Annotated in this window: 15 protein-coding genes and 1 other RNA gene; 2 read left to right on the top strand and 14 right to left on the bottom strand. The window is 66.0% G+C overall.

Annotation, left to right across the window (positions count from 1 at the left end; all coding sequences use genetic code 11):
• The first annotated feature begins 77 nt into the window (after nucleotides 1-77).
• Nucleotides 78-926: a 23S rRNA (guanosine(2251)-2'-O)-methyltransferase RlmB gene (gene rlmB, locus ABIC78_RS16775; RefSeq protein WP_054132586.1), complete on the top strand. Its 849-nt coding sequence runs from the start codon at nucleotides 78-80 to the stop codon at nucleotides 924-926.
• 101 nt (nucleotides 927-1,027) lie between these two features.
• Here rlmB and ABIC78_RS16770 read toward each other — a convergent pair whose 3' ends face one another.
• The 5 genes from ABIC78_RS16770 to ABIC78_RS16750 all read right to left on the bottom strand — a co-directional run bounded on the left by ABIC78_RS16770 (nucleotide 1,028) and on the right by ABIC78_RS16750 (nucleotide 7,547).
• Nucleotides 1,028-1,300: an HU family DNA-binding protein gene (locus ABIC78_RS16770; protein ID WP_022677331.1), complete on the bottom strand. Its 273-nt coding sequence runs from the start codon at nucleotides 1,298-1,300 to the stop codon at nucleotides 1,028-1,030.
• A 215-nt stretch (nucleotides 1,301-1,515) separates the two neighbouring features.
• Nucleotides 1,516-3,927: an endopeptidase La gene (lon, locus tag ABIC78_RS16765; RefSeq protein ID WP_028658138.1), complete on the bottom strand. Its 2,412-nt coding sequence runs from the start codon at nucleotides 3,925-3,927 to the stop codon at nucleotides 1,516-1,518.
• 171 nt (nucleotides 3,928-4,098) lie between these two features.
• Entirely contained in the window at nucleotides 4,099-5,229 is a 1,131-nt protein-coding gene (locus ABIC78_RS16760; protein WP_354490911.1) for an MlaA family lipoprotein, read from the bottom strand.
• Nucleotides 5,230-5,331: 102 nt separating this feature from the next.
• Nucleotides 5,332-5,667 (bottom strand): YbaB/EbfC family nucleoid-associated protein, encoded by a 336-nt coding sequence (locus ABIC78_RS16755; protein ID WP_062785048.1) that lies wholly within the window; start codon nucleotides 5,665-5,667, stop codon nucleotides 5,332-5,334.
• The gene (locus tag ABIC78_RS16750) at nucleotides 5,664-7,547 is read right to left on the bottom strand and encodes a DNA polymerase III subunit gamma/tau (RefSeq protein ID WP_354490909.1); all 1,884 of its coding nucleotides are present in this window, start codon (nucleotides 7,545-7,547) and stop codon (nucleotides 5,664-5,666) included. Before ABIC78_RS16750 ends, ABIC78_RS16755 begins: the two co-directional genes overlap by 4 nt.
• A gap of 98 nt (nucleotides 7,548-7,645) precedes the next feature.
• Between ABIC78_RS16750 and ABIC78_RS16745 the strand changes: the two genes are divergently transcribed.
• Complete coding sequence (locus ABIC78_RS16745) at nucleotides 7,646-8,140, top strand: DUF4188 domain-containing protein (protein ID WP_354490907.1); 495 nt, start codon at nucleotides 7,646-7,648, stop codon at nucleotides 8,138-8,140.
• 38 nt (nucleotides 8,141-8,178) lie between these two features.
• Here ABIC78_RS16745 and ffs read toward each other — a convergent pair.
• The 9 genes from ffs to wrbA all read right to left on the bottom strand — a co-directional run bounded on the left by ffs (nucleotide 8,179) and on the right by wrbA (nucleotide 13,880).
• An RNA gene (gene ffs, locus ABIC78_RS16740) (signal recognition particle sRNA small type) lies at nucleotides 8,179-8,273 on the bottom strand.
• 50 nt (nucleotides 8,274-8,323) lie between these two features.
• Nucleotides 8,324-8,602 carry an ETC complex I subunit gene (locus ABIC78_RS16735; RefSeq protein ID WP_022677337.1) on the bottom strand — a complete coding sequence of 93 codons (279 nt, stop codon included), beginning with the start codon at nucleotides 8,600-8,602 and terminating at the stop codon, nucleotides 8,324-8,326.
• A 60-nt stretch (nucleotides 8,603-8,662) separates the two neighbouring features.
• Entirely contained in the window at nucleotides 8,663-9,127 is a 465-nt protein-coding gene (locus tag ABIC78_RS16730; RefSeq protein ID WP_028658140.1) for a low molecular weight protein-tyrosine-phosphatase, read from the bottom strand.
• A 172-nt stretch (nucleotides 9,128-9,299) separates the two neighbouring features.
• Complete coding sequence (locus ABIC78_RS16725; protein ID WP_354490904.1) at nucleotides 9,300-10,424, bottom strand: glycerophosphodiester phosphodiesterase family protein; 1,125 nt, start codon at nucleotides 10,422-10,424, stop codon at nucleotides 9,300-9,302.
• A gap of 363 nt (nucleotides 10,425-10,787) precedes the next feature.
• On the bottom strand, nucleotides 10,788-11,114 hold the full coding sequence (locus ABIC78_RS16720; RefSeq protein ID WP_133726875.1) for a hypothetical protein: 327 nt from the start codon (nucleotides 11,112-11,114) through the stop codon (nucleotides 10,788-10,790).
• A 70-nt stretch (nucleotides 11,115-11,184) separates the two neighbouring features.
• Complete coding sequence (locus ABIC78_RS16715; RefSeq protein WP_354490902.1) at nucleotides 11,185-12,096, bottom strand: carbon-nitrogen hydrolase family protein; 912 nt, start codon at nucleotides 12,094-12,096, stop codon at nucleotides 11,185-11,187.
• 11 nt (nucleotides 12,097-12,107) lie between these two features.
• The gene (locus ABIC78_RS16710) at nucleotides 12,108-12,698 is read right to left on the bottom strand and encodes a GNAT family N-acetyltransferase (RefSeq protein WP_354490900.1); all 591 of its coding nucleotides are present in this window, start codon (nucleotides 12,696-12,698) and stop codon (nucleotides 12,108-12,110) included.
• Nucleotides 12,695-13,108 (bottom strand): ketosteroid isomerase-related protein, encoded by a 414-nt coding sequence (locus ABIC78_RS16705; protein WP_354490898.1) that lies wholly within the window; start codon nucleotides 13,106-13,108, stop codon nucleotides 12,695-12,697. The genes ABIC78_RS16710 and ABIC78_RS16705 overlap by 4 nt, the downstream gene beginning before the upstream one ends.
• A gap of 172 nt (nucleotides 13,109-13,280) precedes the next feature.
• Complete coding sequence (gene wrbA, locus ABIC78_RS16700) at nucleotides 13,281-13,880, bottom strand: NAD(P)H:quinone oxidoreductase (RefSeq protein WP_022677344.1); 600 nt, start codon at nucleotides 13,878-13,880, stop codon at nucleotides 13,281-13,283.
• Nucleotides 13,881-13,887: the final 7 nt, after the last annotated feature.

The following is a 13,887-nucleotide window of genomic DNA, read 5'->3' as shown; positions in this document are numbered from 1 at the left end:
GAACCATCGCTTGCCTGTCAATGGGGGGGCTGGCTAAGGGCGATGCAGTTTTCGATTTTTATGCACAGGTGTTCGCAATGCCCCGCCACGATGATGACCAAGACAAGCGCCACGACAGTGGCAAGAAGAGCCGCTCATTGCGCGGCCGGGCCGGGCGCAACCAGGGTGGGCGCGGATCGGGCCGTGGCAGCACCGGCACGGTGCGGCTGTGGGGCCGCCATGCCGTGGAAGCGGCGCTGACCAACCCCAACCGCACCGCCAAGAAGCTGTGGGGCACGCGCGAGGCGATCCAGGAAATGCTGGACGATCATGACGCCGAACTGCCGCGCGATCTGCCGGTAGAATATGCCCAGGCGGTGGATCTGGGCCGCCTGGTGGCGCGCGACGCGCCGCACCAGGGCCTGGTGCTGGAATGCCTGCCGCTGGACGACGTGGCGCTGGACGATGTGCTGGACGAGGCCGAGGGCCGCACGCTGGTCCTGCTCGACCAGGTGACCGACCCGCACAACGTGGGCGCCATCCTGCGCAGCTGTGCCGCGTTCGACGTGGCCGCGCTGATCACCCAGGATCGCCATGCCCCGCCCGAATCGGGCACGCTGGCCAAATCGGCATCGGGCGCGCTGGAATCGGTGCCGTGGGTGCGGGTGGTCAACCTGGCGCGCGCGCTCGAATCGATTTCCGAGGCCGGCTATTGGCGAATCGGCCTGGACGGCGAAGGCGAAGCGGAATTCCCCCATGCCCTGCCCGCCGGCCCGGTGGCCCTGGTGCTGGGCGCGGAGGGCGAAGGCATGCGGCACAACGTGATGCAGCATTGCGATGCCATTGCCCGCCTGCCGATCAGCGGTGCGATCGAAAGCCTCAATGTCTCCAATGCGGCCGCCATTGCCCTCTATGCCGCCGCCACACGCCCGAGCGTGGAGGACTGAACCGCCGTTGTGCGGAACACGGGAATTTCTTTTTCCACATGAAAAAGAGGCCGCGTCGGCATGCGACGCGGCCTCTTTTTTTGCCTTGCGGCGCGATGGGGTCAGTTCACCGCGTCCTTAAGGCCCTTGCCGGCCTTGAACTTGGGCTGGGCCGAAGCCTTGATTGCCATCGGTTCGCCGGTGCGGGGGTTGCGGCCGGTCGACGCCTTGCGCTTGGCAACCGAGAACGTGCCGAAGCCGACCAGGCGCACTTCCTCGCCCTTGGCCAGCGCGCCGGAAATCGATTCGAACACGGCTTCGACAGCCTTGATGGCATCGCCCTTGGACAGGCCGCTGACATCGGCGACGGCGCTGATCAGATCGTTCTTGTTCATGTGCGGAAACCCCCTACCAATCTACTGGACAGCAAATGTTGGAAAATCGTGATTTCGGGTGCGGCGGAAAAGAGCCGAGAAAAAAAGCGCTGTCAAAGGCAAAAGCACGCAAAACCCGCAATTTATCCCCGATAGCGGCCGACCTTGCGGGCAAGCAAAAGCCGCGCGCAACGATGTTGCGCGCGGCTCCCGTCAAACTACGGTAGAAACTGCGCTCAGTGCGCGGTGCGTGCCGCTGCCGGGCTGCCGCCCAGGGGGGCCGCCGCCGGCTGCGTGGCAAGGTCGTCGGCTTCGGTCCATTCGATCGCTTCCACCGGGGCAACCAGCGCCCGCGCCAGAACCTCGTCGACATGCGACACCGGCACGATCTCCAGCCCTTCGCGGATATTGGCGGGGATTTCCGCCAGATCCTTGCGGTTTTCCTCGGGGATCAGCACGGTCTTGATGCCACCGCGCAGCGCGGCGAGCAGCTTTTCCTTCAATCCGCCGATCGCCAGCACACGGCCGCGTAGCGTCACTTCCCCAGTCATCGCCACATCGGCACGCACCGGAACACCGGTCAGCGTCGAGACCATCGCGGTGACCATGCCGATGCCCGCGCTCGGCCCGTCCTTGGGCACGGCGCCTTCGGGCAGGTGGATGTGCAGATCCTTGCGCTGGAAGATCGACGGCTTGATGCCATAGGCCGGGCTGCGCGCCTTGACGAAGCTGAACGCCATCTGGACGCTTTCGCTCATCACTTCGCCCAGCTTGCCCGTGGTGCGCACCGCGCCCTTGCCCGGCACCGTCACGCTTTCGATCGTCAGCAATTCGCCGCCCACTTCGGTCCAGGCGAGGCCCGTTACCGCGCCAACCTGGTTTTCCTCGTCCGACACGCCATGGCGGAATTTGCGCACGCCGGCGAACTCGGCCAGGTTTTCGGGCGTGATGGTCACGCTCTTTTCCTTGCCTTCCAGAATCTTGCGCAACGATTTGCGCGCGAGCCGGGCCACTTCGCGCTCCAGCGTGCGCACGCCAGCTTCACGGGTGTAATAGCGGATCAGATCGCGCAGCGCGTCCTGCGTCAGCGTGAACTCGCCCTTGCGCAGGCCGTGTGCTTCCACCTGCTTGCTCACCAGATGGCGCTCGGCGATTTCGACCTTCTCATCCTCGGTATAACCTTCGAGGCGGATGATCTCCATGCGATCGAGCAGCGGCTGCGGCAGGTTGAGGCTGTTGGCCGTGCACACGAACATCACGTCGGACAGGTCGATGTCCAGTTCCAGGTAGTGATCCTGGAACTTGGCGTTCTGTTCGGGATCGAGCACTTCGAGCAGGGCCGAGGCGGGATCGCCACGGAAATCCTGGCCCAGCTTGTCGATCTCGTCGAGCAAGAACAGCGGGTTGGATGCCCCAGCCTTGCGCAGGTTGGTGACGATCTTGCCCGGCAGCGAGCCGATGTAGGTGCGGCGGTGGCCACGGATTTCGGCCTCGTCGCGCACGCCGCCCAGCGACTGGCGGATGAACTGCCGGCCGGTGGCCTTGGCGATCGACTTGCCCAGCGAGGTCTTGCCCACGCCCGGCGGGCCAACGAGGCACAGGATCGGACCCTTGAGCTTGTTGGTGCGCGCCTGCACGGCCAGGTATTCGACGATGCGATCCTTGACCTTGTCCAGCGCGTAGTGATCGGCATCGAGCACCGCCTGGGCGCCCGGGATATCCTTCTTGAGCTTGGACCGCTTGCCCCACGGCAGGCCCAGCAGCACATCGAGATAGTTGCGGATCACGGTGGCTTCCGCGCTCATCGGCTGCATGGTCTTGAGCTTTTTCAGCTCGGCATTGGCCTTGGCGCGGGCTTCCTTCGACAGCTTGAGACTGTCGATCTTGTCCTGCAGTTCCTGGATCTCGTTGGCTTCCTCACCGTCGCCGCCGCCCAGTTCCGACTGGATCGCCTTGAGCTGCTCGTTGAGGTAGTATTCGCGCTGGGTCTTTTCCATCTGGCGCTTGACGCGGCCACGGATCTTGCGCTCCACCTGGAGCACGCCCAGCTCGCCTTCCATGAAGGAAAGCACCATTTCCAGACGCTTGAGAGCGTCGCTTTCCGAAAGCACGGCCTGCTTGTCGGCCACCTTTGCCGCCAGGTTGGCAGCCACGGCATCGGCCAGCTTGCCAGCGTCTTCGATATCGCCCAGCTGCTGCCCGGCATCCTGCGGCAGCTTCTTGGAAAGCTTGGCATATTCGGCGAACTGATCGACCACCGAGCGCATCATCGCCGACACTTCGGTGCCCGAGACACTGCCCGGCTCGATCGGCTCGACCTCGGCCATCAGCATGTCGCCGTGGCTGGAGCTTTCCGCGTTGAGCGTCTTGAGCTCGGCACGCTGGTTGCCTTCCACCAGCACGCGCACGGTGCCATCGGGCAGCTTGAGCAGCTGGAGCACCGTGGCGATCACGCCGGTTTCATAGAGATCATCGCGATCGGGATCGTCGCAGCCGGGGTCGAGCTGGGCCAGCAGGAAGATGTCCTTGGACCCGGCCATGGCCGTTTCCAGGGCGGCAACCGACTTTTCGCGGCCGACAAACAGCGGCACGACCATACCGGGGAACACCACGATATCGCGCAAGGGCAGCAGGGGATACAAAGTCATAAGTGCAAATGTCCGTCCCACCTGCCGCACATGAACCCAAACCGGCAGGGCTTGAGGCAGATATGGGGTGCAAGGCGCCGCCCCGCAATGCCCAAGCGCCAAGACGGTTGGGGATTGCCGGTTTTCAGCCTTTTTGCGCGGGACTTGGCCTATGGGGCGGCGGTGCGCCGATCAGGGGGTGGTGGTGGCTGGTGCCGCTGCCGGGGTAGCGGCTGGCGCGGGCGCGGGCAGCACGATCGGGGGCAGCACCTGGCCATCCGGGGCGTGCGCCGGCCCGGTGGTCGCTGGCCCGGTGGGCGCTGGCGCCGGTGCTGCGGGATTCACCGCAGCGGGTGGCGTCTGCGCATCGGGGGGCGGGGCGGCCTTTTCCTTGTGCTTGTGCCCCTTGAGCTCGTCGATCTGCTCCTGGCGGGCGGCGAGATAGCCTTCCTTGGCGGCGAGATAGGGATCGCCAGCCTTGCGCATCGCCTGGATGCGGCGGTCATCGTCAAGACGATCGTTGAGCGAACGCACCACGAAGCTGCCGGTGACATAGGCAGGGCTGCGCAGCGGGCCGCCCACAATCGCCGGCAGGAACGCACGATCGAGGCCCAGGCCGATCACGTCGCGCAGGGTGGTGGGCCCAACCAGCGGAACGAACAGGAACGGCCCTGGCCCCACGCCATAATAGGCGAGGGTATAGCCAAAGCCGTTGCGGCGATAAGGCAGCTTGAACGGCTTGGCCACGGCCACATCGAGCAGGCCGCCCACCCCAATGGTGGAATTGATGGCGAACCGGCCCAGCGTTTCGGCGGCCTTGCCCGGCTTCAACTGCAGCAGGAAGTTAAGCGCGATGACCGGCTCGGTCAGGTTGGTGAAGAAATGCCGGAAACCCGTGCGAATGGGCGCCGGCACGATCGAGCCATAGGCCTTGGCAGCCGGCCCGATCACCGCACGGTCAACCGCCTGGGTGGCGGCAAAAGTCACCTTGTTGAGGGCAATGACCGGGTCGCCAGGCGGCGGGCCGCGCCGCGCGTTGACGACAATGGCGCCTTCGTCGGCGGGCTGCGTCTCGGCAGCGGTATCGTTGGCGGCAACCGGCGTGACCGTGGGCAGCACGATGACGGGGAGAATCTGGCCATCGGGTGCGCGGGCGGGCGCTTGTTCGGGGGCAGAAGGTACGGCCGGCGCGGTGGCAGGAGCGGCAGGCGCGGTCACGGCAGGGGCAGATGCGGCAGGGCTGCCCGCAACCGGCTGCGGCGGCGCGCCATCATCTATCGGCGTGGTCCCGGCCAACGCAGCGGCAAGCAATACGATCATCATGTCCCCGTAGTCGGTCTCACCATGACTGGGCGCTGAACGAAAGACCGATCAGGCGCGCAGCCATGGGAAAACAACGGTAATCTTGAAAGGTTGCGCCGCCGCTCAGAACGGCAGCTTGAAGCCCGGCGGGATGCCCGCCGCCATCTGCACCTTCTGCATTTCTTCGGCAGCGGCGGCATCGGCCTTGGCCCGCGCATCGTTGAACGCGGCGGCCACCAGGTCTTCGAGAATGCCCTTGTCGGCCGGAACCAGCAGGCTGTCGTCGATCGCCACGCCGATCACGCGGCCCTTGGCCGAAGCCTTGATGGTGACCAGGCCACCGCCGGCAGCGCCCTCCACCTCGATCGCGTCGAGGCGGCCTTGAGCATCCTCCATCTGCTTCTGGATGGTTTCGGCGGCCTTCTGTGCCGCCTGGATCATTTCTTCCATGGACTTCATGCTTGTCTGCTCCGCGCAGGCGACCACGGCCGGCGTTCAGCCGTGGCGGGGTTGGATTCGTCGAGAATTTCAGCGCCGGGAAAGGCTTCAAGCGCAGCGCGCACCAGGGGGTCGGCGCGCATCGCGGCCTCGGCCTCGGCCTCCAAGGCGGCCTTGGCTTCCACCAGGCTGGGCTGCGCGCCCTGGGCCGCTTCGCCATCGAGCCGTTCCACCAGCCAAGCCTGGCCGGTGATATTCTGTAGCGCTTTCTTGATATCGGGCGTGGGATCGCCCGGCAGGCCCGGCGCCAGCTGATAGCGCAGCGTGCCCATGCGCAGCTCGATCAGGCGGACCGACAGGCGCATGGTGGCGCCGGTGAGCGGCGAGACCTCTTCCACCTGCTCCACCAGGGCTTGCCAATCCATGGCGATGCCCGTGGCGGGCGCCGACGGCATCGCTGCAGCCGGGGCGCCATCGGACGTGGGCTGCGCAACCATGCTCGCGGCCAAGGCGGGCCCTTGCGCCAGCATTTCTTCCAGCTTGCGCACCAGGCCGCCGGGATCGGGCATGTCAGCCGTGTGGAGCACGCGCAGCAGGGCCATCTGCGCCGCCACCAGCGGGTCGGGCGCGGTCTTCACCTCGTCATGGCCCTTGAGCAGCAGTTGCCACAGGCGGTGCAACTGCCCGGGCGCCAGATCGCCGGCCCAGCCCTGCAGCGCCGCGGCCTCTTCGGCCGAGCGGGCCTCGCCCTCTGGCCCGCTGATTTGGGTGACAGTGACCTTGTGCACCAGATCGAGCTGCGCGCGCAGCATGGCGACCGGCTCGATCCCCAGGGCATATTGATGCGCCACTTCAGCGAGCAGCGCGGCGCCATCGCCCTTGAGCATGGCGGCAAACAGCCGGCGTTGCAGCGTCTTGTCGGCCAGGCCGAGCATGTCCTGCACTTGCGCGGCCGAAACCGTGATCACCGAGCCATCGCCAGTGCCCGCCAGATCGGCATGGCTGATCGCCTGATCGAGAATCGAAAGCCCGTCACGTGCCGAGCCTTCGGCGGCGGCGGCCACCATGGCCAGAGCCTCGGCCTCGGCCTCGACCCCTTCGGCCTTGCAGACGTGGCCGAAATGATCGGCCAGCAGCGCGGTCGGGATGCGCCGCAGATCGAACCGCTGGCAGCGCGAGAGCACCGTGACCGGCAGCTTGTCCACCTCTGTCGTGGCGAACAGGAACTTCACATGCGCCGGCGGTTCTTCCAGCGTCTTGAGCAGCGCGTTGAACGCGTTGCGCGAGAGCATGTGCACTTCGTCGATGATGTAGATCTTGTAGCGGGCCGAGACAGCGGCATAGCGCACCGCCTCGATGATCTCACGCACGTCATCCACGCCGGTGTGGCTGGCCGCGTCCATCTCGATCACGTCGATATGGCGGCCTTCGGCAATGGCCTGGCACGGTTCGCACTGGCCGCACGGGTCGATCGTCGGGCCGCCCTGCCCGTCCGGGCCGATGCAGTTGAGCGCCTTGGCGATAAGGCGCGCGGTGCTGGTCTTGCCCACCCCGCGCACGCCGGTCATCAAGAAGGCATGGGCCAGCCGGTCACGCCGGATCGCGTTGGCCAGGGTTTGCACCATGGCTTCCTGGCCGATCAGCGCGGAAAAGGTTTGCGGGCGATACTTGCGCGCCAGCACGCGATAGGGCTGTGCTGGCGCAGCGGCCGGTGCCGGCTTAGCGGCAGGCGCTTGCACAGGCTGGGGCGCAACGGGCGCAGGCTTGGCCACGAGCGCGGGATCGCCGAACATCGCGCCCTGTCCAGCCGCTTCGAGTTCGGCCGCGCTGGGCGCAGCCTCTTGCGGCGGGGCATCGGGGGTTTCGGGTTCGTGCCCAAACATGTCGGTTGAATCGGCCATCGCGCCCCTAGGTAGGCGCAAAGGCTGCAAATGTCGAACGGGGGCAAGGCGGTTTCCCGCAAGCTTGCGCCGCGATTCTGATTTGATACCAATTTGTGATGCCCACGATCCTGCCCGGCCGCCGCACCGCCCAGACCACCACGCCGCTGGTCGTGTTCCTGATCGGCATGCGCATCAACCGCTTCCGCGCCGTGCGCGAATGGCTGCCCGTGTCGCGCGCGATGGGCCCGATGCTGGCCGAGCTTTCCGCCGCGCCCGACAGCGGCTTCCTGGGGTACGAACCCATGCTGCGCGGGCTGCGCACGATCATGCTAGTGCAATACTGGCGCGATTTCGACAGCCTGGAAGCCTATGCCCGCAGCCGCGACCGCACGCATTGGCCAGCCTGGGTCGCATTCAACAAGGCAGCGCGCCAGCAACGCGGTGGCGTGGGCATTTTTCACGAAACCTATGCCGTGCCGGCCGGCGGCAGCGAAACCATCTATGTGGATATGCCCGCCTTCGGGCTGGGCAAGGCGATGGGCCTGGTGCCGGCGACGGAAGGGCGCGAGGCGGCGCGCGAGCGGATGAAGGCATCCGGGCAGCAGGCCTGATCCGATCGACCAGGCGACGGCGCGTTACAATGTGGGGCTAAGAAGGAGCCGGGCGACCCGCCGCAATCCGTTGTGGCTGCTTCCTTCCGGACCTGACCAGGTTGGCGAACGCAAACGTCCGCCCGACTCCCGGCCCGCCCTATGGCGCCGGCGCGCGCCGATTGCAAGCGCCGGCTTGATCAATCAGCGGAAATTGTCAGCGTAGCTTTGCAGCTTGAGCCGGCGCGGCGGCGTGGGCGTGACATGCACGGCAATGCCATACTTGTCGGCATAGGCGCGGGCGTCCGCCTCGGTCTCGAACGTGAGGATGACTTGCTGCTGGGTATCACCGGAACCGGCCCAACCCATCAGGGGATCGGGGCGCTTGGCCTCGGCCGGGGCGAATTCCAGGAGCCAGTCGGCAGTCCGGGCCTTGCCGGACTGCATGGCATTTTTCGGGCGCTGATAGATGCGTGCAGGCATGGGCGGTGCTTTCGTGCGTTTCGCGGCGCAAATCAAGAGGGATAAGGGAACTACCAGAACCTAGCGCAACATGCGCGCCACCAGGCGGCGGGCCGCTTCGCTCACGTCATCCCAGGCTTCGAGAAAATCCTGCTCGTCGCCGTAATAGGGATCGATCACCGCCTGCCCTTCCCGGCCCGGAACGAGATCCATCAACAGGCCCATCCGCGCCAGGGTGCGGCGCGGGGCCATGCGCCGCAGATCCTGCAGATTCTGCGAATCGAGCGCATAGATCTGGCCAAAGCGGGTGAAATCGGCCTCGGTCACCTGGCGGGCGCGATAGCGGGAAATGTCGATGCCATGCTGCAAGGCCACCGCCTGCGCGCGCGGATCGGGCGGATTGCCGGCATGCCAGCCGCCGGTGCCGGCCGAATCGATGGTCACGGCAAGGCCTGCCTTGACGGCTTCGGCCCGGAACGCAGCCTCGGCCAACGGCGAGCGGCAGATATTGCCCAGGCAAACAAACAGCACGGCTGGCTGGCTCACCGCATTCCCTTCCACATGAACCCTGCGCAGGCATGTGGTGAACCGGGCGCACGCACCGCATCCGGCGCACGGCCTGGCGATGCCCGTCGCAGCGCAATAAAATACGCTGCAATGCAAAAAGTCCAGCACCAAGCCGCAGGAAATTGCAGACGGGCGGATTTGCCCTGGATGATCAGGCCCCGTCGACCGCGCGACGGCCCAGCGCGGGATCGTCGGTGAAGAACCCGTCCAGCCCGGCAGCAAGATAGGCCCGGATTTCCGCCACACTGCCGCTTTCGCAGCGCAGCGCGGCGCCGCATTGGCGCAGGCTGGCGGGCAGGAACTGCGGCTCTGGCCGGAAGGTATAGGCACCCACCAGCAGACCGGCGCGGTGCGCATCGGCGATGATCGGCTGCGGCGACGCCAGATGCCCGTCTGCCGTTTCAGGCATCAGGGTGCGGCTCCAGGGCGCGATCCAATCGGCATAGCCGGCCACGTCAGCCAGGCCACTGGCCGACAGCATAGCGCCGTAGTTGAGCGTGCCGCCGCTGGCGATGGCGTCACCCGTGCGCTTGTCGGGCTCATCAGCCAGTTGCATCAGCGCGATATTGCGCCAAGGCGCCAGCATGCCGCGCAGCCGCTTGAGATTGGCCACTTCGAACGACTGCACGATCACCGGCGCCTGCTGCAGCCAGGCATGGGCGCGAATGGCCGCCAGCAGCTTGGCCTCCATATCGTGGCCCAGGCTGTGGAAGTAGCTGGAATGCTTGATTTCGGGAATGATCCCCAGCGGCCGCTTGCGCCCGCGCGCGGCCTTGGCGGCAAAGGCCACGATCTCATCAAACGTCAGCACCGGGAACTGCCCGTCGAACGCCATGCTCTCAGGACGCAGCGTGCCCAGCCGCTCCTTGGCGCGCAGAGTCTTGAGTTCGGCCAGGGTGAAATCCTCGACGAACCAGCCTTCCTGCCGCTCGCCATCGATGACCTTGGTGGTCTTGCGCTCGGCAAATTCCGGGTGGGCGGCCACGTCGGTGGTGTCCACGATATTGGGTTCATGGCGCGACACCAGCGCGCCATCGCGGGTGGGGACCAGATCGGGCTCGATGAAATCGGCGCCATCGGCCACCGCGCGCTGATACGAGGCCAGCGTATGTTCGGGCCGGTGCGCGCAGGCGCCGCGATGCCCCAGCACCAGGGGATGGGCCGGACGGGGGTGGCGGCCATGGCGCTGGGCCAAGGTGCTGGCCAGAGCGCGGGCGCCGGGTAGCATGGCCGCGCCGGCCCCCATGGCCAGGATCGAACGGCGCGAAACAGTCATGGGGTTCATCCTTTTGCCAATGCCATGGGCGCCCTGGACAGGCTTTGCGACAGGATCATGACGAAGCCGCGCGGACAGGTCCAGAGGCCGCTGATGGGGCAGAGGTTGGTGGACCCCGGACTTGATCCGGGGGCCCGCGTTATCCCTCAGTGCCATGCCAGAGCGGACCGCGCGCGATTTTCATAATGATTTCACACGAAGCCACGAAGGCACGAAGAAAAGCGCCGTCTTCGTGCCTTCGTGGCTTCGTGTGGGATTTTAGAAAAAGCGCGGCCCCGGCGATGGAGCGCATCAAGTTCCAATGGCGTGACGCCTAGCGAAGCCGACTGAAAGGTCCGATATTGGCGGAAATCGGTCGTAGCATCACGAACCATCGCTCTGCTCACAATGCCTCACCTTCCACTTCTCCACTGTGCTTACGGCGACAGCCAGCAAGTCGTCCAGAGAAGCAACTGATCCATTCCAAATTTCCATCATCTCGGCACCGTCATTGGTGTCGATGGAGGCAGCTTGGACGGTGATGTCGTTCTTAGCAGGGGGGAAGACCACTATTTGAAAGCACTCAAACGGTTGCTCGCCCGAAATATGAAAATACCTGCTCGGCTTACCTGCCCACTCGGTAAAGAGGGTAGAGGCCGTAGCTTTAACCCATTTAGCAATGGTGGGATCAAGGTCGGCATAGTTCGGCACGCACACACGATGCAGCGACTCCGCAATGCCTGCAAGTAGGCATATCAGCCGCGGAGCTTCTCCACACCACTCAGCGCAGCGAAACCACTTCTACCTGCGGCAAGGGCGCGGCGCCGGGCTGTTCGGCCCAGTGGCGCACCAGCAATACGCCACCGTAGGCGCGCAGGGCATCGACATGGGCCGTGTCGATCGTGGCAAAGACCCACTGGCCCACGCCTTCCTCGCCCAGCGCCAGCACGCCATCGGCCGGCATGCCGCCACCGGCTGGCGCGGCATCGGGCGGGCCATAGACGCCGGCCGCACCGCGGTTCACGTCGACTGCCGGAGACCAGGCGGCATCGCCCACAGTGGGTGACTGGATGGCATAGCATTGCCCCTCCAGCGCACGGGCCTGGCTGCCCAGGCGCACCCGCCAATAGCCGTGGAGCGTATCGGTGCAGCTGGGCACGAGCAGAACCTGTGCGCCTGCTTCTACCGCTGCGCGCGCCAGCAGCGGAAATTCGCTGTCATAGCAGATCACCACCGCCAGCCGGCCCAGCGCGGTATCGAACAGGCGCAGGCCATTGCCACCGGTGATGAACCATTCCTCGCGCTCGAAGCGGGTCATGATCAGCTTGTCCTGGCTGGCCATGGCGCCGCTGGGCGCAAACAGCCGCGCCGTGTTGCGCACCTGGCCATCGGCGGTGCGACGCGGGGCGCTGGCGGCGAGGATGTGCACGCCATGGGCCTGCGCCAGCCGCGCGTGCAGCGCATCGACCTGGGGCAGCAGGGCCGAAATCGTGTCGATCGAACCGGCGAGGTCGCCCATCGTTGCCGGGTTCAGGCTGGCCAGTTCCATCGCGCCATATTCGGGAAACACCAAAAGCGCCGCGCCGCCGGCCACGGCCTGCTCCACCCAGGCGGTCAGCTTGGTTTCATAGGCGGCCCAATCGGCCAGGCGGTCGATCGGATATTGCGCAGCGGCAACGGTGAAACGGGGCATGGCGTGCCTTTTTACGACAGGGATTTGAGCCAGTATTGCATCGGCTTGGCAGTCTCTTGCGCCTCGCCATGGTCTTTCCACGGCAGCTCGGTCACGAGGCCCGGCACCAGGGCATAGCCGCGCGCCTGCCAGAAGGCATCGAGCGGGCGATAGCCGGCCGGGCAAGCGGGATGATCGGCCGGGCGAATCACCGCGGCAAAGCAGGCAGCCTGTGCCCCGGCGGCGCGGGCCGCATCCTCGCGATGGTCGAAGAACGCGTGGCCAATGCCCTGCCCGCGATACTCGGGCAGCAGCACGCTTTCGCCGAAATAGAACAGGTCTTGCGTGGCGATGCCGCGCTGTTCGAACGGGGCGCGAAAGGCCGCCTTCTGATGCCGCATCGGCGCGGCGGTGGCCGCCCCGACAATGCGCACGCCATCGAACGCAGCGACCAGCACGGCGCCGGGCGCGGCGGCATATTCGGCGAGATAGCGCGCCTCGTAAGCACGATCCCCGTCATAGAGATAGGGCCAGGCGGCAAACACGGCGATGCGCAAGGCCGCCAGGTCATCCAGCGCGGCGCCCACTTCCGCACCGCTCAGCGGGCGGACGCTGACGCTCATGCGCCGACGACCTGCGCGGTCCAGTCAGCCAGGTTGTAATACATCGTCAAGCGGGTGATCTTGCCGCCTTCGATCGCGAGAAAGGCGCCGGCCGGCAGCACATAGGTTTGCCCGGCGGCCTCGGGCAGACCTTCGTCGGTGGCGAGATAGCTGCCGTGGACAACGAATTCGGCCGCGGCGCGGCTGCCGTCTTCGCTGGCCATCAGCACGATGTCTTCGAGGCGTTCCTTGTAGCAGCGCTCCATATGGCCAAGGAACGTGGCAAAGGTGTCCTTGCCCAACTGGCGGCTGCCCTGGTTGATATCGTGTGCCACGTCATCGGCCAGGCACGCCAGCATGCCGTTCCAATCCCCGGAGTTGAAGGCGGCGTAATAGGTTTCAAGCAGGGCCAGCGTGGCGGCGCGCGACATGGGCGGGTCTCCGTGGAAAAGGCAGTGTCGCCACAGCGCTAGCCGATCAATCCGCCGGCTGCCACAACCCGTTTTGGCATGCTGTATTGCCCATATGCAATGAAGCGGCGCGGGAACAGGCCCGCGCCGCTTGCATCAATCAGCCTGAGGGGGGGGCAGGCCGAGAGGGCGATCAGTCGAACAGCTTGTTGGCCGTGTTGGCCACGCGGCGGCCGAGATAGCGCGCGCCGTCCAGTTCGATCTCGCTGGGCTGGCGGCTGCCGTCGCCACCGGCGATCGTGCTGGCGCCATAGGGGGTGCCGCCGTGCACGGCATCAAGCGTCAGCTGGCCCTGGAAGCCATAGTCGAGGCCAACGATCGTCATGCCGAAGTGCAGCAAGTTGGTCAGGATCGAGAACAGCGTGACTTCCTGGCCGCCGTGCTGGCTGGCGGTGGAGGTAAACGCCGCGCCAACCTTGCCATTGAGCGCGCCCTTGGCCCACAGGCCACCGGCCTGGTCGAGGAACGCGGCCATCTGCGAGCTGATGCGGCCAAAGCGGGTGCCGGTGCCGACGATGATGGCATCGTATTCGGCCAGTTCGGCCACGGTGGCGACAGGGGCCGCCTGATCAAGCTTGAAGTGGGCAGCCTGCGCCACTTCGAGCGGGGCGGTTTCGGGCACGCGCTTCACGTCGACCGTGGCGCCGGTTTCGCGGGCACCTTCGGCAATGGCGTTGGCCATGGTTTCGATGTGGCCATAGCTGGAGTAATAGAGAACCAGAACCTTGCTCATCACACAT

The sequence above is a fragment of the Novosphingobium sp. 1529 genome, from assembly GCF_040544855.1.
In the GTDB taxonomy this organism is placed as follows: domain Bacteria; phylum Pseudomonadota; class Alphaproteobacteria; order Sphingomonadales; family Sphingomonadaceae; genus Novosphingobium; species Novosphingobium capsulatum.
Note: the sequence above shows the minus strand (reverse complement) of the source record. Positions and strands in the feature narration are given on the sequence as shown.

What these genes read in the sequence shown, in the direction of transcription:
- ABIC78_RS16705 (WP_354490898.1), bottom strand. Translation starts at nt 13,108, where the DNA reads ATGTCGCGCGCCGCCACGCTGGCCCTGCTTGAAACCTATTACGCCGCC.
- ABIC78_RS16710 (WP_354490900.1), bottom strand. Translation starts at nt 12,698, where the DNA reads ATGAGCGTCAGCGTCCGCCCGCTGAGCGGTGCGGAAGTGGGCGCCGCG.
- ABIC78_RS16745 (WP_354490907.1), top strand. Translation starts at nt 7,646, where the DNA reads ATGCCCACGATCCTGCCCGGCCGCCGCACCGCCCAGACCACCACGCCG.
- lon (WP_028658138.1), bottom strand. Translation starts at nt 3,927, where the DNA reads ATGACTTTGTATCCCCTGCTGCCCTTGCGCGATATCGTGGTGTTCCCC.
- ABIC78_RS16755 (WP_062785048.1), bottom strand. Translation starts at nt 5,667, where the DNA reads ATGAAGTCCATGGAAGAAATGATCCAGGCGGCACAGAAGGCCGCCGAA.
- ABIC78_RS16715 (WP_354490902.1), bottom strand. Translation starts at nt 12,096, where the DNA reads ATGCCCCGTTTCACCGTTGCCGCTGCGCAATATCCGATCGACCGCCTG.
- ABIC78_RS16750 (WP_354490909.1), bottom strand. Translation starts at nt 7,547, where the DNA reads ATGGCCGATTCAACCGACATGTTTGGGCACGAACCCGAAACCCCCGAT.
- ABIC78_RS16770 (WP_022677331.1), bottom strand. Translation starts at nt 1,300, where the DNA reads ATGAACAAGAACGATCTGATCAGCGCCGTCGCCGATGTCAGCGGCCTG.
- rlmB (WP_054132586.1), top strand. Translation starts at nt 78, where the DNA reads ATGCCCCGCCACGATGATGACCAAGACAAGCGCCACGACAGTGGCAAG.
- ABIC78_RS16760 (WP_354490911.1), bottom strand. Translation starts at nt 5,229, where the DNA reads ATGATGATCGTATTGCTTGCCGCTGCGTTGGCCGGGACCACGCCGATA.
- ABIC78_RS16735 (WP_022677337.1), bottom strand. Translation starts at nt 8,602, where the DNA reads ATGCCTGCACGCATCTATCAGCGCCCGAAAAATGCCATGCAGTCCGGC.
- wrbA (WP_022677344.1), bottom strand. Translation starts at nt 13,880, where the DNA reads ATGAGCAAGGTTCTGGTTCTCTATTACTCCAGCTATGGCCACATCGAA.
- ABIC78_RS16725 (WP_354490904.1), bottom strand. Translation starts at nt 10,424, where the DNA reads ATGACTGTTTCGCGCCGTTCGATCCTGGCCATGGGGGCCGGCGCGGCC.